The sequence below is a fragment of the Megasphaera sp. SC8-1 genome (assembly GCF_024436295.1).
GTDB classification, from domain to species: Bacteria; Bacillota; Negativicutes; order Veillonellales; family Megasphaeraceae; genus Megasphaera; species Megasphaera elsdenii.
The window spans coordinates 122,250-141,337 of record NZ_JANFQH010000011.1 but is presented as its reverse complement, the minus strand read 5'-3'; the positions used below and the strand labels follow the sequence as shown (position 1 = coordinate 141,337).

Genomic DNA, 19,088 nt, shown 5'->3' with positions numbered 1-19,088 from the left:
TTATAAAGTAACTCCGTTTTTAAATATAGCCAGTTCGTGCTTGTCCAAGGCTTCCGATTTCGCATGGACACGACCTGACGCTACGTCAAGGATATATTGGAAAAGGCGGTCCGCTGCGGCTTCCCGCGATTCCCCTTCAGCAATGGTCCCGGCGTTGAAATCGATCCAATTCCGCTTGAATCCGGCCAGGTGGCTATTGCTGGAAATCTTGATCGTCGGTACCGGGCAGGCAAACGGCGTGCCCCGTCCCGTCGTAAACAGTACCATATGGGCTCCGGCAGCGGCTAAGGCATTGGAGGCGACTAAATCGTTCCCCGGTGCCTGCAGCAGGTTGAGGCCTTTCTTCGTTGCCCTGTCGCCATAGGCCAGGACATCTTCGACGAGAGCCCGGCCACCTTTCTGAACACAGCCCAGGGACTTATCTTCCAATGTCGTGATACCGCCGGCCTTATTGCCTGGCGATGGATTTTCATTGATTTTTTCGCCGTAACTCATGAAATATTCTTTGAAGTGATTGATGAGGCCCACCGTCTTATCAAAGACTTCCTGGTTGCGGGCCCGGTTCATGAGCAGCGTTTCGGCTCCGAACATTTCCGGCACTTCCGTCAAAATCGACGTGCCGCCGGCTGCGATGAGGCGGTTGGAAATCTCTCCGACCAGGGGATTGGCGGTAATGCCTGAAAAACCATCGGAACCGCCGCACTTCAGGCCAATCGTCAGCAGCGAAGCGTCGCAGGGCTGGCGATGGAACTGGCTGGCATAGGCGCAAAGTTCCTTGACAATGGCCGTCCCGGCTTCGATTTCATCTTCCACATCCTGGCAGACCAGGAATTTGACCCGGTCCGGATCATAATCGCCGATGACGTCTTTCATCAAGCTGACCTGGTTGTTTTCACAGCCCAGGCTCAGGACCAGGACGGCGCCGGCATTGGGATTGTGAATCAAGCCACTTAGTATCTTTTGTGTATGGACCTGGTCATCGCCTAATTGCGAGCAGCCGTGGGGATGACTATAGGCATAGATTCCATCGATATTTTCTGTTTTATAGTTTTGCGAAGCCGTTTCAATGGCCCGGGCAATGTTGTTGACACAACCGACGGTCGGGATGATCCAGACTTCGTTGCGGATGCCGGCACTGCCATCTGTCCTCTTATAGCCGAAAAATTCGTATTTTTTTTCACATTTCCAGGGAGAGCGATCCGCCTTTTCCGGTTCGTAGGTATAGTGAAGTAAATCACCGAGTTTACTTTGGACATTCTGCGTGTGGACCCAGGCGCCGACAGGAATATCCACTTTGGCCGTCCCGATGGGGAAGCCGTACTTGATGACGTCTTCGCCTTTGGCAATGGGCTGCAAAGCCACTTTATGCCCGGCCGGGATATCCTGGCAGACCGTAAAGGTCTTGCCGCCTGCCGTGACGACGCTGCCTTGGGCAACGGCGTCGACAGCTACGGCGACATTATCATGAGGGTGGATTTGGAATACGTTCATCGTTTACTCCTTTGTCAATTCGGCAATATGGGCCTTGACGCCGATTTCAGCCATGCGGTCCAAATGAGCCGTAACGGCATCGGCAAAACCGTCGATAGCCGACAGGTCTTCACCCCACCAGTCACTGCGTACCATAATAGCCTTGACGTAATCAGCCGTGCCCTTGCCGGCCTGTTCTTTGACAAAGGCCAGTTTGTCTTCATCATCATGGATTTCATAAGTATTGCCCGGACGCGAGCCGATGAGGCAATGTTCTCCGGCCTGGGTCGTCCGATAGAAGGCCAGAAAAGCCGCAAAGGAATAGGTCAGCCATTTCGGCAGTTTCCCCGTCGCTGCCAGACTGTCCTTAAAGGTCGGCAGGACGCGGGCTTTCCATTTAGAAATAGAATTCAAGGAAATGGCAAGCAAGGCGTGCTTGACAAAGGGATTTTCAAAACGTTCATAGACGGCCTTGGCAAAGGCGACGGCCTTTTCTTTCGGCAGATGGACGGTCGGTACGATTTCATCGAAGACCGTCTGGTCCAGGGATTTGCGGATAATCGGGTCTTCCATGCACTGGCCGACATAGTCGAGGCCGGCCAGATAGGCACCGAGGACCATCGACGTATGAGCGCCGTTGAGGATGCGGACTTTCTGTTCCTTGAAGGCCTGGATGCTGTCCGTAAATTCGACATTGAATTTACTTGAGTTTAAGGGCAGGCGCGAAGCCAGGGCAGGGGCACCGATGACCCAGAGGGAGAACGGTTCAGCCTGGTCAAGCAGGTTGTCTTCATAGCCGAGTTCTGCCTGCAGGGCGTCGATCGAGTCTTTCGGATAGCCGACGACAATGCGGTCGACGAGGGTATCGACGAAAGAGCAGTGCTGGTCCAGCCAGATCTTGAAGCCTTCGTTCAATTTCCACGTGTTTACATATTGGTTTACACAGTCTCTGAGGAGCTTGCCGTTGTTGTCGTTCAGTTCTGTCGGCAGCATGGTCAGGCCTTTGTCGGCTGCGCCTTTATAGAAAGTATAGCGTTCATAGAGGAATTTCGTCAGTTTCGCCGGGAAAGTCGTCGGCGGGCAGTCCGTAAAGGCATCCTTTTCATCAAACGTGATGCCGGCTTCCGTCGTATTGGAGACAACGAATTCCAGCGAATCTTCATGGGCCAGAGCCATGAAGGCGTCGTATTCATCGCAGGCGCTGATGACGGTCTTGACGGAAGTGACGACGCGGTTTTCTTTGTAAACTTTGCCGTCCTGCTGACCGCGCAGGCAGACCGTGTAAATGTCATCCTGCTTGGAGAAGCGGTCCGTCTTGCCCGAACGAGGCATGATGACAGCTACGCTGCCGTCAAAACCGTTTTCTTCATTGGCTACATCGACGGCGTAGTCGACGAAGGCACGCAGGAAGTTGCCTTCACCGAACTGCAGGATACGCACGGGATGCTGCGTTTTTTGATAAAGTTCACTTACATTTTTCATCGTTTACACCTCCGTTTACATCTGAAACTGGAAGTAATTAGCCACGTTGTTATAGCAAATATCTTCGACGAGCTGGCGAAGTGCCTCTTCATCATTCGGATATTCGCCATTTTCTACCAAATTACCGATCCAGTTGCAGAGGATACGGCGATAATATTCATGGCGGGCATAGGACAGGAACGAACGGGAATCGGTCAGCATCCCCAGGATGTTGCCGAAGACGGACAAGTTGGCAATGCTGGTCATCTGGTCAATCATGCCCTGTTTCGTATCGTTGAACCACCAGGCAGCGCCCTGCTGGATCTTGCCGCGGGCTTCAGGGCCCTGGAAAGCGCCGATAATGGTACCGATCATGGCGTTATCGTTCGGCGTCCCGGAGTAGAGAACCGTCTTAGGCAGGATATGGAGTTCGTTAAGATGGTCCAGGAAAGCGATGAGGCCTTTGCAGCAGTTGCCTTCGGCGATGCTGTCAAAACCCGTATCCGGCCCTAATTTGCGGTACATTTCCGAATTGAGGTCGCGCAAGGTGGCGAAGTGAAGCTGCATGACCCAGCCGCGTTTGTAATATTCACCGGCCAGGTAGGTGAGGACAGCCGTCTTATAAGCTTCTGTTTCTTCTTTGCTGATGCTTTCGCCCTTCAAAGCTTTGGCAATGATGGCATCGACCGTCTGTTCATCGGCTTCACGGCAGAAAACATATTCCAGGGCATGGTCCGTAGCCCGGCAGCCCATTTCTTCAAAGAAGGCGATGCGCTTATCCATGGCTTTGCGGATATCGGCAAAGGTCTTGATTTCAACACCCGCAGCCTGACCGAGGCGGGCCATATAATCGGCATACCCAGCTTTATCGACGTTCATCAGCTTGTCCGGGCGCATAGCCGGATAGACTTTGGCACTGCACGTATTTTCATCCTTCAATTTCTGGTGCCATTTCAGGTCGTCTGCCGGGTCGTCTGTCGTGCAGATGACTTTGACGTTGGACTGTTTAATCAAGCCCTGGACGCCCATATCTTTTTCCTGCAGCTTGGCGTTGCAGCGATTGAAGATATCTTCAGCATTCTTTTCGCTCAACGGTTCGGTAATGCCGAAATAGCGCTGCAATTCCAAATGACTCCAATGATAGAGCGGATTGCCAATAGCTCTTGGAAGAGCTTTCGCATATTCGACGAATTTTTCCAGGTCTGTCGATTCTGTACCGGTAACTTTTTCTTCCGGTGTCCCATTGGAACGGATGAGGCGCCATTTATAATGGTCACCGCCGAGCCATACTTCAGTAATGCTGCGGAAGTGGTGATCTTCTGCGATTTCCTGCGGGGAAATATGGCAATGGTAGTCAATAATCGGCATATGTTCTGCATAGTCGTGGAATAAATGCTTGGCTGTCGCCGTATCCAATAAGAAGTCTTTGTCCATGAATTGTTTCATTTTGTCCGTCTCCTCCTAAATATAAGGCCGTTATATCATCGGTCATTCTCAACTTTTATTGTAAGCTCTTACACTTATCTTTACCGAAAGAATACCATGTCATGTTTCAAGTGTCAACATGATATGATTTTTATGTATTAATTTTGAAAAATTAGCCGTTTTTCATGCTTTTAGCTCATAAATATGAATTAAAAATTTACCTTCCTATTCCTTTCGTGCCTAGATATTGCTATTTTTCTATTCCAAATGGTTAAGCGCTTACATTTAAATCGTGGCGATTTCTCATTTATCCAGAAAAAAAGTATGCTATAATGTAAGCAACACAGATTTTTTACACAAAGAGGAACGATTGCTATGAACATCACCATTTACGACATCGCCCAGAAGTGCAATGTATCCATTGCCACCGTCTCTCGCGTCCTCAACGGCAGCACACGGGTCAGCGAAAAGACACGGGCAAAAGTCCTTCAAGTTATGAAGGAAATGGGTTACAAGCCCAATCCCTTCGCCCGGGGCTTAGGCCTCGATTCCATGAAAATCGTCGGCGTCATTTGCACCGATGTGGCCGATATTTTCTATGCCCATGCCGTATCCTTGCTGGAAGACGGCCTGCGGAAACACCATTTCGATGTCATGCTTTCCAATACAGGCAGCGATACGGGCCATAACGGGAAATACATCTCTGACATGGCCGATAAACACGTCGATGCCATCATCACTATTGGCACGCCTTTTTCATCTGAAACCGACGTCCGTCTCCTCTGCGACACGGCCCGGCAGATTCCCGTCATCACCATCAACAGCGACTACCATCAGCCCAACATGTACAGCGTCGTCTGTAACGAAAAAGAAGGCATGAAAATGATCGTTACTGCCTTGGCTGCCAAAAACTGCCACGACATCCTCTATATCTACGACTCCCTCACCTACAGCGGCCGCCATAAGCTCGACGGTTTCCGGCAGGGAATCCGGGATTTGAACTTAACGGAAAAGCCGGAACTCATCCAGCAAATACCACGTACCCTGGATGACACAGAAGTGCTCATCGACCGCTTGGTCGCAGGCGGCATCTCATTCGATGCCATCGTCACCTCAGAAGATATCTTCGCCATCGGTGCCCAACGGGCCGCTTTGCGCCACGGCAAAACCATCCCGGTCATCGGCTGCAATAACTCCATCCTGGCCCAATGCGCCACGCCGACCATTACCAGCCTGGACAACAAACTGACCAGTCTGTGCAATGCCGCCGTCCATATCGTCACCGAACTGACCGGAAAAGAACCGGATTCCGTCCCAGTCCGCACCGAATTTAGTGCCGACCTCGTAGAACGGGAAAGTTTCAGGAGGTGAGAAAAGGGCTTGTCGCGTATGCGACAAGCCCTTTTTGAGTACTAAGTTTGCAGTTTGTAGTTTTTAGTGAACTCTGTACTACAAACTATCTTTACTGGAAATACTCTGGATATTCTTTTTTCAATACTTCTACGTCGCCCATGACCTTATTGATGTGTTCGGTCATGATGCGTTGCGCCATTTCGGTATTGCCGGCAAAGATGGCTCCGACAATGCCTTTATGCTGTTCATAAAGAAGGTTCATCTGCTCAGCGGCATCGCTGACGTTGAGGACGCGGGCCCGAGCATAATCCAGGTTTGATTCCTGGACGATCTGCCAGATATGGGGCTTGCCGCAACCTTCATAGAGCAGGGAGTGCAACGTATTGTCACTCTTGAAAAAGTTTTCTGCATCTTTCGAGGTAATGAATTTCCCCTGCTCGAAAATGCAAAATTCTAGTTTCGTCCGCCACGGATCCGGAAAAGCCTGACAGGCCAATTCTATAATGGCCCGTTCCAAGGTAACCCGGAAAAAGCGGAACTCTGCCAGCTGTTCCGTGTGAATCTTGGACACGAAGGTCCCGCGCTGCGGTAAAATTTCGAGCAGCCCCTTCTGTGACAAACGGATAAAGGCTTCCCGTACCGGCGTCCGGCTGACATTCAGTATGCCTGACAACTCTTGTTCCGACATAGCCGTACCCGGCGGAAGCTTTAAAGACATAATATTTTCGTACAACACGCGATAAGCATATTCCCGCACCGTTTCATTCGGTGCTTTTTCAAACAATTCTAAATTCTCCATAACAACTCCATCATTCTGAAAGTGAACCCTCACCCGACTAAAGTCGGGTGCTTCCAACGACACGATTAAGTTCGTGTCATGCTGTCTTTAGGACAGCGGACTGTCTTTCTACGATAAGGCACTGAACTCAGATAACTTGATGGCATTACGCCACAAGCTCCGCATTCAGACTAAGTAACGTAGACAAGGTGCAGGTGGTTCTCTTAGTACATTGAGGAACTTTTGCCTCAATGCCCAACCTTGCCTTCGCAGGCAAGGATTTTAGGATTTCTCGAATAAAATACCGAGCACCAATGTTATAACTGGCAGACAGGTCACAATGATACCTTTTGCCAGTTTTGAAAGTACACATCGAATAATTGTGTTCGTCTCGCTCGACCTCACCAGAACCGTCGAAAGCAAGTTTTGATGTATTCCATGCACAAACACGACGGACGCGAACCCCATCACGGTGGGCTTTGTCGGCAACGATACGCTGCACAGCTTGTGCCCGCCAATGATGGAGTCTCTGCTTCTTCGAGCCTCGCTTCTTACCCTGAGTGTCGAGATGTTCAAATACAATGACGTCAGCGGAATAGAGCCTAGCTACATCAGCGATGAACTGAGCCGTCTTATGGGCAATGTCAAGGTTTACGCCTTTTGCCTTTGCCCATAACCTCGGCATTTTCCTCGCACCCTGCTGCTGTGCCTTCTTGATTTTGTTCAGCTTATGCCCCAGAGAGTCTTTTTCTCTCGGCAGGGAAAGAATCTTCCTGCCGATGACAGTACCATCTGATAACATAGCGGAACAAGTACAAGCATTGTTGATGCCAAGGTCTACTCCGATGATAATTTGACGGTCAATGGGTTTGTCTTCGAGTTTAACATTTTCCTCGAAGGTAAAATCCAAATACCAGTTCTTCCCCCGTCTACGAAGAGTCGGTACGCACTCCTTGCGGGTTGCACAATGACGTTGGATATAGTCAACGTCAGATTTACGAAGCTGCACATCCAGCCAATCCCAAGTATTTCGAATCCAGACTTTTAGTCTGGCTGTATATGTGCCAGTACGAACAAAGCAGTTGTCTCGATACATAGCGGGGTAGATATACCCTGCAACTGGAATCCCAGGTTCTTTACCTTGCGGATTTTCTTCCCAGTTAGCATAGTTGCTTTTGTAGGAGGACACCTTGCCTACAGCCTCGGTGATAGCCGCACGGCGAAGATAACTTGGGAATTTGCCAAATCTGGAATCGAAATCGTATTTTGGGCAAGGATTCGATTTAGTATGATGAATTACGCACTCAATCGCCCTCTGTTTTTCGAGAGAGCGTTCGATTTCTTTGAGGGCATTCCATTCTTCTAAAGCCACACCAATAAGAAAGTCTACAGCTTGACGATAGATTCCCACGGTGTTAGCTAATGCACTATGCGAATCTCTGATTTTGGTTTTGTAAGTAGTCATTATCTTCATCGCCAAGCCCTCCTTTCTTAATCCTTTTTTCCTTGAGATTTGATGTATTCCCTAACTTGTGCTTCTGTGTTCTCAGAAACAGTCGTTATAAAATAAGACGGGTTCCACAAATGCCCTCCCCGGAGCTTCTTTCTGAGCGTATCACCGTGCTTTTTCATAAGCAGTCGAGCAGACACGCCTTTAATAGCTTTCATTATGTCTGGGATGAAGTGCTGCGGGGAACAGTCTATGAGAATATGTACATGGTCTGTATCTGTGTTGAGTTCCAAAATTTCGAAGTCATTGTCATTGGCTATTTTTTCTAGTATCTGAACAAGGTCTTCGACAATTTCTGGTGTCAGTACCTTATGTCTGTACTTCACACACCAAACGATATGGTAGTGTAAACAATAGACATATCCTCGACCATGATGGGTTTCTATTGTCATATTCTCACCTCCTGCACATATAATAACATATGCAGGAGGAAAACTCAATTATTTAAAGGTTTTATTTGCAATTTTACAATGACATATGCTATGTGTCGCCTAACTCATGACTAAAGTCACGAGTGTGCGGCGACACTTCATCAATACCTTTTTTCTCAAATTCATCTTATTATAAAATAGGCGCAAATCGTATATTTTCAGAAGAAAAAAACACTGATTCCAGCATTAGTAAATTAGTTTATTTAGATTTACATATGTGTAATTAGCTTAATAACTATCTTTTTTATCTCAAATATCATGTAATGTAAACCATTTAGGTGAACTGGTAAACCAATAAAAAACTACACACTATAAAAAAAGACTGGCGCATGATGGCATATCCCTTCGTGCGCCAGTCCCTTTATAAAAGCAACCTCTCAGCCTTCCCTTGGCGGCCATCTCCCCTATCATGAGAACCTTTCATCAAACATCATACATCAAACTTTTATTTTCGGGCAGCCTGGACGGCGGCGATGAATTTCTTAGCTGTAGCCGTAATTTCATCGGCTGTCTTGCCGCCACCAGTGAGGGCACCGCCGGCACCGACGGCAACGCAGCCGGCTTTAATCCAATCACCGGCATTTTCGACGTTGACGCCGCCTGTCGGCATGAGCGGAGCCTGCGGCAGGGGACCGTGGATGGCCTTGATGGCTTTCATGCCCAGGATTTCCCCGGGGAAGATTTTGACGACGTCAGCACCGTATTCCAGAGCCGTAATGACGCCATTAAGGGTCGTTGTCCCCGGCATGACGGCGACGCGGTAGCGATTGCAGAGCTTGATAGTTTCTACATCCAGCGCTGGCGACACGATGAACTTGGCACCGGCGAGGATGGCAATGCGGGCCGTAATAGCATCGAGGACCGTGCCGGCACCGATGATAACATCCGGGTTGTCGGCGTACTTCTTGGAAAGGGCTTCGATGACTTCATGAGCCCGCGGCGTCGTGAAAGCCAGTTCAATGGCCGTAACACCGCCTTTAATGCAGGCTTCGGACATCATCATCGCTTCTTCCGGGCTGTTGCCGCGGACGACAGAAACGACGCCCATATCCTGAATTTTCTTAACAACATCTAATTTATCCATAATTTATCTCCTTTGGAATTCTTCTAACTGGGTTCTTGTCGGCAATCCTTCGTTATCGCCGGCGACCTGAATGGCCATAGCCCCGATAGCAGCACCGCGGCGGGCAGCGTCTTCCAGGTTCAATCCATCGAGGATAGCGCTGGTAAAGCCAACGGCAAAGCCGTCACCGGCACCGACCGTATCAACGATGTGGTCGACATGATAACTGGGTACGTGGTATTCCTGACCGTCAGCCGTGCGGATATACGTCCCGTGGCTGCCGCCCATCTTGATGACGACGGTCTGGACGCCGCGCTGCAAGTAGTAACCGGCAATGTCTTTTTCATTATCCATCCCCGTCAGGATCCGGCCTTCATTGAGGCCAGGCATGACGATGTCAGCATACTGGGCGGCGTCGTTGATGACGCGGGCCATGATTTCCTGGGATTTCCAGAGCATAGGCCGCAGATTGGGGTCGAAGGAAATACGCACGCCCTTGCCATGGGCCCGCATCATCAACGTATAAATCGTTTCCCGGCACGATTCCGACAAGGCCAGGGGAATCCCCGTGACATGCAGGTGGTCGACGCCGGTCCAGTCAATACTGGAAAGGTCGGCCGGCTGAAAGTGGGAAAAGGCCGTATGCTTGCGGATATTAGCGACCGTCGGGTCCCCTTCTCGGACTTTTTCCTTCATCTGGAAACCTGTCATGTGGTCATCATCAGTCCAGACGTAGTCGTCGTGGATGCCATTGGCCTTAAGGAAGTTGCAGATACACTTCCCAAAGGGATCGACGCCGACCTTGGAAATGTATGACACGTCATTGCCCAGGCGAGCCATGCCGACGGCATAATTCAATTCGGCTCCGCAGACATGGCGGGAAAAGTGTTCCACCTCTTCCAGCGGTCCCATTTCTTCAGCAATCAGCAAACCCATAGCTTCGCCGATAGTAAGCACTTTTTTCATAGTAAGCATCCTCATTTCGTTGTGAATAAAACAAATGAGTATAACGCCATCGCATCATACCCATTTATTTTTCCATTCATAAACTACATAGCATCATCCAATTCATTGAGATCCCGGCCAGTCGTATCTTCAGAAACATAGGCTCCAAAGAAACTAGAGAGAGAGAAAACAATAATCATGATAGCCAAAGGAATCCAGCTGCCCATCGTGGCAGCAACAGCAGCAGCGGCAATGATAGGGCCGAAACCGGTAGCAACTAATCCAGCAATTTCTTTTGCCAAGGATACGGCCGTAACACGATGACGGGCACCAAACAATTCAGCCATCGTAACATTTTCTAAAGCAAATAACCCTTGTACGCCTACATTCAATCCAATAACCATGGCAATCGTTAAAACAACAGGGTCCTTCGTTTCAAACAGCAGCATCATAGGAACTGCATAGATAGCCGTAGCTAACGACAAAATCATATACATTTTGCGACGACCAATCTTATCGCCAAGCCATCCCACAAAAGGTATCGTCAAAAACGAAACAAAAGAAGAAATGATATTCGCTTCTGTTGCAACCGTTTTCTGCATTGCCAATACAGTAACAATAAAACCAGCCAAATAAGTCTGCATAAGACCACTATTGCCGGCCTGACCAAAACGCAAGGCCAAAGCAACGATAAAGCTCTTCTTGCCTTTCTTCTGTACTTTCGTCGGAATATCTCCAGCAAGTTGTTTTTCGCGTTCTTCTTCCAACAATTTCTTTTTAGCGGCCATAACGGGGCTTTCTTTAACAAACATCCGAATTAAAATAGCCGCAATCATGACTACAAAGGACGCATAGAACGGAATTCTCCAGCCCCAAGCAATAACTTCCTGTTTATCCATCATAGTCAAAATAATGGTCCAAATTAAATTAGCACATAAAGTACCCGACGATGTACCTAAGCAAACCAAACTAGCGATAAGGCCTCGATTTTTCCTTTCACAGAACTCAGTTACCATAACACCAGCACCACTAATTTCAGCGCCTGCGCCCAACCCTTGGACAATACGTAAAATGACCAAGCCAATAGGTGCTAAAACGCCAACTTCTTGATACGTCGGTAAGAAGCCAATCATCGTTGAGGCTAACCCCATTAAAGTAATCGTAACAAACAAGACCGTCCGACGTCCCATTTTATCCCCGATATGTCCGAAGATAAATGCACCAACTAGTCGAGCTACATACCCAGCACCATAAGTCCCCATGGCCATGATTAACCCCATTGATGGATCAGTATTCGGGAAAAAGATTTCATTAAAGACAATGGCTGCTGCTAAAGAATATAGCTGGAAATCCATAAATTCCATAGCCGTTCCCAACCATCCACTGGCTGCGACTTTTATCATTTCCTTAGTTTCAATTTGATAAGAATTAGTTTGGCTCACTTGGCACCCCGCCTTTCTAGAATACTAACATACTAGTATGTCTAAAGACTTAAAAAGTAAGTACAATCTTCAAAACCTTGTCAGGGTTTTCGTCATTATATTTAAAAGCTTTATCGGCTTCCGTGAAATGGAAGGTATTAGTAACAATAGATTTAGGATCAACTTTTTTATCCTTAAACCAGCTGATAACTTCCGGGAAGCGATGATTATTAAGACGTGTGCCAATAATTTCTAATTCTTTACTCATGATATCCACTTGCCGAAGTGGGAATTCAACAGTAGAGAAGCCTAATACAACAATACGGCCAGCCTGGCTGGGCAGTTTCTGAATACAAGTCTGAAGAATATTAACATTTCCTGTAGCTTCATAAATCAAGTTAAACCCTTCGCCATTCGTGAATTCTTTCATGGCATCTACAATATCAGTTTCTTTACCATTGACTACCATATCCGCGCCCATTTTCTTTGCATCTTCTAAACGGCTTTCAACGATATCCAAGATAGCAACTTTAGCGCCTTTCATTTTAGCGACTTGCAAAATAATCAAGCCAATAGGTCCTGCACCGCAGATGAGAACGGTATCATCTCCCGTCAAACGACCTCTATGTGCTACTTGTGCCCCAATGGAATACGGTTCTACCGTTGCTGCAATTTCCCAAGGGATATCTTTAGGCAGCTGATTCAATTGTTCCTGATCAACAGCTACGTATTCCTGATAGCCCCCATCACGATGTACACCCATAACTTGTAAAGATTTGCAAACATTATGTCGATTAATGTTGCAAGCATAGCAATGGCCGCAAGAAACAACGGGATCTACAGCAATGTGATCTCCTACGGATGCGTTCGTTACTTTACTGCCAACCTTAACGACTTCACCGACAAATTCATGTCCGACGACACGAGGATAGGTAGCAAAAGCATTTTTCCCATGGTAAATTCCTACATCAGAACCACAAATCCCAGCAGCTTTAACTTTTAGCAAAACTTGGTTATCCGTAATTTCAGGTATAGCTCGTTCGACAACAGTAATCTTTTCTGGTTTTTCTACAACAACGGCTTTCATCATACATTCCTCCTAAAAAATTATATAAGTCTAGGTGAAGACCCAATTTATTTCACGTACTTAACCAATGTATTCCGCACAGCATGAGGACCAGCAATGAGTTCATCGAAATACCCTTCGATTTTTTCGCCCAAGCCGACTTCATACAGATTGCTTCCAAATATATCTTTATTGGATAAGATGGATTTCAATTTGCCTTTAGCCGAATCAAGATTTCCCAGAGTAACGCCTTCTAAGGCAGCCTGTAAATCTTTCAGCAAGGGGTCCGGGCTCAGTTCAAAGGGTTTGCCTTCGTCATCGACAGCCAGTAAATAGCGGCACCAACCAGCAATGGCTAAGGGGATATATTCCAAATCTTTAGCTTTATCGCCATAAGCTTTGATGGTTTCGCCAAAGCGGATACCGACTTTCTGTGATGTATCCGAAGCAATACGCTGAGGCGTATCAGGCAGATTGCCATTGGTCAGACGCTGTTCGAGGACTTCTTGAATGAAGTCTTTCGGATTGAGGACGCCCGGATTCGTTACGACGGGCAAGCCTTCTTGATAACCGATTTTTTCGATGAGTCCCTTGATCTGCAAGTCTTTCATTTCATCTGCAATCAGCGTATAACCTAACAAGCAGCCGTATACGGCCATAGCCGTATGCAAGGGGTTGAGGCAGGTGCAGACTTTCATACGTTCGACTCTATCGACAGTATCGCGGTCGGTAAAGATGACACCAGCCTGTTCCAGTGCCGGACGGCCATTGGGGAAGGTATCTTCAATGACAAGATACTGTGCGTTTTCAGCATTGACGAAGGCGGCATAGGTTCCTTTTTCCGTATGAATCAGTTCCGTATCGCCAAAGCCCAGGTCTTTGAGATAATGCTGGACTTTTTCCGAAGACCGCGGCGTAATTTTATCGATCATGCTCCACGGGAAAGTGACTTTCTGCGGATCATTGACATAATCGACGAAGCCTTTGTCAGCAACGCCATTGGCTGCCCATTCATCAGCAAAGGTCAAGACGGCTTCTTTGATTTTGTCGCCATTGTGAGAGCAGTTGTCGAGGCTCAAAAAGGCGAAGGGATAGGCGCCTGCCTGATAGCGGGCATAGGCCAGGGCAGCGATGCAGCCCATGGAACTAGTCGCCTGTTCCGGTCCCTTCTTCATGTCTTCGGCCACAGCCGGGAAGAAGTTGCCTGCATAATCCTTCAATTTATAGCCTTTTTCAGTAATCGTGAAGCTGGCAACCTGTAAGGAAGGATTGGTAAAGATAGCTTTCAGGCGCTGCCAGTCTGCCTTGAAATCGGGCCGGCAGACGACAGATTCCACAACCGAACCGATGACTTCTTTTTCAAAACGGCCATCGGCATACATGGTAACGGCCAGGCTCAAGTTATCGAAGGGACGGTAGACTTTTTCGATGACTTCTTCGTCATACGTTTCGACCGTGATGATGCCGGTCTTGGCCAGTCCTTTATTTAACAGCTGCTGTTGGAGAGCTGCAATAAAGGCGCGGAAAATATTGCCGCCACCAAAATGTACCCACTGTGGAGTCTGCTGGGTAGCTTTCTGTACCGCTTTATCATCGTAAGAATAAAGAGTAATACCGGCTTTTTCCCATTCAGCACTATTCTCTTTCAAGCTTTGCCGATTCAAATGCAACATCGTAAGTTCCTCCTTTTTTATAACTGACCGCACGTGCGGTTAATAGCATCCCATAAGCCACAGATGTAGTTAGCTCCGAGGGCCCGGTCGTAGAGGCCATAGCCCGGGCGGCCTGTTTCGCCCCAAATCATACGGCCGTGGTCGGGACGGATAGGTCCATCGAAGCCGATATCGTAGGCAGCTTTGACGATTTCATACATATCGAGATTGCCGATTTGCGATTTATGCGCCACTTCGTTGAAGACCCACGGTTCATGGACCTGGATGTTGCGGATGTGCAGGAAATTGACGCGCTGCATCTTGCCGAATTTGCGGATGATATGGGGAATATCATTCTGACGATTCGAGCCGAGAGAACCGGTGCAAATAGTGAAACCGTTGCTCGGGCTGTCAACCATGGCTGCGATTTTATCGAGATCATCTTCGTTCTTGACGATGCGCGGCAGGCCAAAGACGGAAATAGGCGGGTCATCGGGGTGAATAGCCATCTTGATGCCGACTTCTTCAGCGACAGGAACGATGGCTTTCAGGAAATATTCCAGGTTCTTGCGCAGGCCGTCTTCATCCATGCCTTCATACTGTTCAAACAAGTGTGACAATTCTTTCAGTCGTTCCGGTTCCCACCCGGGGAGGGCGAAGCCGTTGCTGTTGTCAAGGATTTCCCGGGCCATATCCTGTGGCGTCTTGTTGGCGATGAGATGGTAATCATAAGCCAGGACCGTCGAGCCATCATAAAGAGGTTTTGCTAAATCCGTACGCGTCCAGTCGAAGACGGGCATGAAATTGTAGCAGACCATCTGGATGCCGGCTTTCGCAGCATTGCGCAGGGACGTAATGTAGTTTTCGATATATTTATCGCGGCTCGGCAAGCCCAGTTTAATGTCTTCGTGGACGTTGATGCTTTCTAAATCCTTAAAGACCAGGTTGTGGGCTTCGGCCTGCTGTTTGATATGCAACAGCGGTTCAACGGGCCATACTTCGCCGACAGGAATATCGAACAAAGCACCGACGATGCCGTCCATGCCAGGAATCTGGTCGATCTGCTGCAAGGTAATTTTGTCATCTTTTTCTCCGTACCAACGGAAGGTCATTCTCATAAGGCAATCCTCCAATTATAAAATAATTATAAAATATTTTATTTAATTGATGTTTCTTTTATTTCTTTTCGCAGTTACATACTACCATACTAGTATCCGTTAAGCAAGATACAGGGGTGTGATTTGAATAAGTGGAATAGAAAAATTAAATTCATGATTTTTGCGCATAAAAGGCATAAAAATAGCCAAAAAAAAGCGGGCCGCCCTTTGGGCGGCCCCTACGATTGCGGCTTACAGCCTGCAATAATTACAAAATGATGTTCTTCTGATTTCCGGCTAAGTATGCGTCTATGTTGTCAAAGACAATGACGGCACGTTTGGCCATGGATTCAGCCGTAGCGAAAGCGACATGCGGCGTGACGATGGTATTCTTAGCGTGAAGCAGAGGGTGATTGGTGTCAAGAGGCGGTTCGTTTTCAAAGACATCAATGCCGGCGCCGGCGATTTTACCGCTGTTTAAGGCATCGGCCAAGTCCTGGGATACGACGACAGGGCCACGGGCTTCATTGATGAGGAAGGCTGTCGGTTTCATGTACGACAAAGTTTCTTTATTGATCAAACCCTTTGATTTATCCGTTACCGGGCAATGGAGGCTGACAATATCGGCCTGTTCCATCATTTCTTTCATGGGCAAGTATTTGATCAGTTCCGTATCGGCTTTATGAGAGAAGCCGTTATAGGCGATGACTTTAGCACCAAAGGCATGGACCAGTTCGGCAACGCGATGACCGATGTGGCCAGTGCCGACGAGGGCGACTGTCTTCCCTTCCAGTTCGTTGCCGACAAGGCCGGCCTTCGTGCCTCCAGCACGGCAAGCCGCATCGACCTGGGGAACGCGGCGGAGCAAGTCGAGCATCATGGCGATGGTCAATTCAGCAACGGCAACGGTCGAATAGCCCGATGCATTGCTGACTTTGATGCCTTTTGCTTTGGCAGCATCCAAGGCGACGTGATCAACACCTGTAAAGGCAACGTCGATGTACTTCAGGTTCGGGCAGGCATTGATGACTTCCGCTTTAAGGGGCATGTTGGCGATGATGAGGATATCGGCGTCCTTCGCTTCTTCAATCTGGACGGCTGGGTCATCATTGCGTTCATACGCAGCAAATTCATAGCCTTTTTCCTTCAAGGGTTTTACATACGAATCAAGCAATTCCTGGCTGATACCTAACGATTCCAACAAGACAATTTTCATTTTTAAAATCTCCTTTCAGCATAGGTAATATCTTGATTTAATTATACGCATATACCGATGATTTGTAAGCTATCTATGGGAAATCAGTATAGGTATGCCCTCTATATGATAAAAATATATACTATTCCGCCTCTAAAGCCGCTTGGACTTTCGCACACAGTGTCAATAGCTGCTGACGTTCCGTTGCTGACAATCCCTGCAAGGCCTGTCTCCGATGGGCCGTTACAAAAGGTTCCGCTTTGGCAAACAGGTCCCGGCCGGCTTCGGTCAATTCGATGTACTTACCCCGCCCTTTCTCCATAGGATGACGGCTAATCAGGCCTTTCTTCTCCAGCCGGCTCAACGTGCGCGTAATCGCCGCCGCTTCCACCTTGAAATAACGGATCAAATCGGCCTGGGCAATGCCGTCATTCAAGTGAATGAAGTTCAGGACCATCCATTCCGAGCTGTGAAGTCCTAAAGGGGCTACACAACCGTTCAAAGTCCGGGAAAAAATCCGGGTCGTACAGAATAATTGTCGTATCAATTCATCATCTTTCCGATCTCGTACGTCCATTAGGATACCTCTCAATCTTTATGGATATCGGCGACGGCTCCTTTTCCCACTTTCTGACTAGCCATGACATCGCTGCCATAGCGATAATGACAGAACATGAACAGGACAGCAAAACAAATCATAAGGGCTGTGACACTCCAGTACATGTGGCGATAGCCTACCATACCGGCGATGACACCCAAGACGAGGATGCCCGTGCTGGTACCGATATCGAGCATATTATAGAAGGTCGCGCTGGCGGAACTGCGCCGTTCCGGGCGGACCATATTCAGGATCCACGTCAGCAGGGCCGGGAGCAGCAGGCCGGCACCTAAGCCGTAAAAGACAGAAGCTGCCAGCAAGACCATGAGCGAATGGGCGGCCATGATGAGCAACAACCCGATCAAATACAAGACTGACCCGGGCATGACGACGGCAAAGGCGCCTTTGGCATCGAGGAGACGGCCGCCAAAGGGACGGGAAATGAAGACAAACAGCGTCCCAACGATGAAGAATAAACCGGCATTTTCAATATGGGCTTCTGCAGCCATCATGGCGATATACGTATTGACACTGCCATAGGCGGCGCCGAAGAAAATCGTCAAAATAGCAGGAAGGCCCGTGCCCGTTTCGCAGATGCGGTCACGCAGGGAAGCCTTTTCCGTCACTTCGACGCGGCGGACTTTCTTACCGGCATGACAGAAGATACTGACAAGGACGGCCAAGAAGGAGAAGGCGGCCGACGAGAAGAACAAGGCTGCCGGGCTGATATCATTGAGTAAAAATAAACCGACAGCCGGAGCCAGAGCCATCATGACCGTACTGCCCAAGCCAAAATAGCCAATCCCTTCGCCGCGGCGGCTGGCCGGTATGACATCGGCGACGATAGCCGCTGCAAAAGTCGTGCTCAGGCCAAAACCGAAGCCGTGGAGGATACGGGCGGCTACGATGGCGTGGATACTATCAAACATATAATACGACACGGTGGCTAAAATAGAAAGAGCCAGGCCCAGGTAAAGGCACTTCTTTTTCCCTAAATAGTGGACACCGGTATCCGTGAACAGGCGGATACAAATGGCCGAATAGCCAAAGATGCCGCCAATCAGACCGATTTCCCCGCCAGTAGCCCCTAAACTGGCGGCATAGAGGGTAATGGTCGGCAAGAGAAAATGGAAACCAGCGAATAAAAAGCCATTGGCCAGGACCAAAGCCACGAAATCACGAGTCCATAATCTTTCTTTTATCAATGCAATCGCTCCTTTTTATAATTGACTAGTCAAATTTATTGACGGGATATATCATAGCACTCTTAAATTGACTAGTCAATACTACAGTGAGGCTTTCTGCCATTATGCCGGACGCTTTCATCTCAAAAGTTGTTCGTTCATCGTTCATCGTGACGGCTTATTATTTTTATTTCCATATGACGAACGACCTACGACCTGAGAACGGGCAGTTCATGGGATTCCCACAAGCGGGCCGTCGCCACTGCTGTCCGTTCCGCCAGCTGTCTTGAGTTCATTTCCATCGCCTGTATGCGATATCGTAGGGGACGTCCTGCTAAGGCGTCCCGCTGTGAATTGTAGACATAGCTATTCGGGCAGATGAAGGATGTTTTCACACATCACCCGTCATGCATTACGTGTACACCACCATGACAGACGG

The 19,088-nt window shown here is 48.4% G+C and carries 16 protein-coding genes; 1 reads left to right on the top strand and 15 read right to left on the bottom strand.

Features of this window, described 5'->3' with window-relative positions:
* From NOS26_RS04255 to uxaC, 3 genes are read right to left on the bottom strand one after another with little or no spacing between them, the layout of a single operon-like run.
* Window positions 1-1,491 carry a UxaA family hydrolase gene (locus tag NOS26_RS04255; RefSeq protein ID WP_014015520.1) on the bottom strand — a complete coding sequence of 497 codons (1,491 nt, stop codon included), beginning with the start codon at window positions 1,489-1,491 and terminating at the stop codon, window positions 1-3.
* A 3-nt stretch (window positions 1,492-1,494) separates the two neighbouring features.
* Window positions 1,495-2,952 carry a tagaturonate reductase gene (locus NOS26_RS04250; RefSeq protein ID WP_255917335.1) on the bottom strand — a complete coding sequence of 486 codons (1,458 nt, stop codon included), beginning with the start codon at window positions 2,950-2,952 and terminating at the stop codon, window positions 1,495-1,497.
* Window positions 2,953-2,967: 15 nt separating this feature from the next.
* On the bottom strand, window positions 2,968-4,377 hold the full coding sequence (gene uxaC / locus NOS26_RS04245) for a glucuronate isomerase (protein WP_014015518.1): 1,410 nt from the start codon (window positions 4,375-4,377) through the stop codon (window positions 2,968-2,970).
* Window positions 4,378-4,731: 354 nt separating this feature from the next.
* Between uxaC and NOS26_RS04240 the strand changes: the two genes are divergently transcribed.
* A complete protein-coding gene (locus tag NOS26_RS04240) occupies window positions 4,732-5,727 on the top strand; it encodes a LacI family DNA-binding transcriptional regulator (RefSeq protein WP_014015517.1) in 996 nt (331 codons plus the stop codon).
* Between the two features lie 91 nt (window positions 5,728-5,818).
* Here NOS26_RS04240 and NOS26_RS04235 read toward each other — a convergent pair whose 3' ends face one another.
* The 12 genes from NOS26_RS04235 to NOS26_RS04180 all read right to left on the bottom strand — a co-directional run bounded on the left by NOS26_RS04235 (window position 5,819) and on the right by NOS26_RS04180 (window position 18,670).
* The gene (locus NOS26_RS04235; RefSeq protein ID WP_027895783.1) at window positions 5,819-6,508 is read right to left on the bottom strand and encodes a GntR family transcriptional regulator; all 690 of its coding nucleotides are present in this window, start codon (window positions 6,506-6,508) and stop codon (window positions 5,819-5,821) included.
* A 145-nt stretch (window positions 6,509-6,653) separates the two neighbouring features.
* A complete protein-coding gene (locus NOS26_RS04230; protein WP_095340370.1) occupies window positions 6,654-7,961 on the bottom strand; it encodes an IS200/IS605 family accessory protein TnpB-related protein in 1,308 nt (435 codons plus the stop codon).
* Window positions 7,962-7,978: 17 nt separating this feature from the next.
* Complete coding sequence (gene tnpA, locus NOS26_RS04225; RefSeq protein ID WP_095340369.1) at window positions 7,979-8,389, bottom strand: IS200/IS605 family transposase; 411 nt, start codon at window positions 8,387-8,389, stop codon at window positions 7,979-7,981.
* Window positions 8,390-8,873: 484 nt separating this feature from the next.
* Window positions 8,874-9,512 (bottom strand): bifunctional 2-keto-4-hydroxyglutarate aldolase/2-keto-3-deoxy-6-phosphogluconate aldolase, encoded by a 639-nt coding sequence (locus tag NOS26_RS04220; RefSeq protein WP_095340368.1) that lies wholly within the window; start codon window positions 9,510-9,512, stop codon window positions 8,874-8,876.
* Window positions 9,513-9,515: 3 nt separating this feature from the next.
* Window positions 9,516-10,457 (bottom strand): sugar kinase, encoded by a 942-nt coding sequence (locus NOS26_RS04215; RefSeq protein ID WP_095340367.1) that lies wholly within the window; start codon window positions 10,455-10,457, stop codon window positions 9,516-9,518.
* 83 nt (window positions 10,458-10,540) lie between these two features.
* Window positions 10,541-11,878 (bottom strand): MFS transporter, encoded by a 1,338-nt coding sequence (locus NOS26_RS04210; RefSeq protein WP_218831710.1) that lies wholly within the window; start codon window positions 11,876-11,878, stop codon window positions 10,541-10,543.
* A 49-nt stretch (window positions 11,879-11,927) separates the two neighbouring features.
* Entirely contained in the window at window positions 11,928-12,947 is a 1,020-nt protein-coding gene (locus NOS26_RS04205) for a zinc-binding alcohol dehydrogenase family protein (RefSeq protein ID WP_204904155.1), read from the bottom strand.
* A gap of 44 nt (window positions 12,948-12,991) precedes the next feature.
* Entirely contained in the window at window positions 12,992-14,596 is a 1,605-nt protein-coding gene (locus NOS26_RS04200; protein ID WP_095340365.1) for a mannitol dehydrogenase family protein, read from the bottom strand.
* A 17-nt stretch (window positions 14,597-14,613) separates the two neighbouring features.
* Window positions 14,614-15,693 (bottom strand): mannonate dehydratase, encoded by a 1,080-nt coding sequence (gene uxuA / locus NOS26_RS04195; RefSeq protein ID WP_095340364.1) that lies wholly within the window; start codon window positions 15,691-15,693, stop codon window positions 14,614-14,616.
* A gap of 247 nt (window positions 15,694-15,940) precedes the next feature.
* On the bottom strand, window positions 15,941-16,888 hold the full coding sequence (locus NOS26_RS04190; protein WP_022497062.1) for a 2-hydroxyacid dehydrogenase: 948 nt from the start codon (window positions 16,886-16,888) through the stop codon (window positions 15,941-15,943).
* A gap of 121 nt (window positions 16,889-17,009) precedes the next feature.
* On the bottom strand, window positions 17,010-17,444 hold the full coding sequence (locus tag NOS26_RS04185; RefSeq protein WP_014015512.1) for a MarR family winged helix-turn-helix transcriptional regulator: 435 nt from the start codon (window positions 17,442-17,444) through the stop codon (window positions 17,010-17,012).
* A gap of 11 nt (window positions 17,445-17,455) precedes the next feature.
* Window positions 17,456-18,670 (bottom strand): MFS transporter, encoded by a 1,215-nt coding sequence (locus tag NOS26_RS04180; RefSeq protein ID WP_027895786.1) that lies wholly within the window; start codon window positions 18,668-18,670, stop codon window positions 17,456-17,458.
* Window positions 18,671-19,088 lie beyond the last annotated feature (418 nt).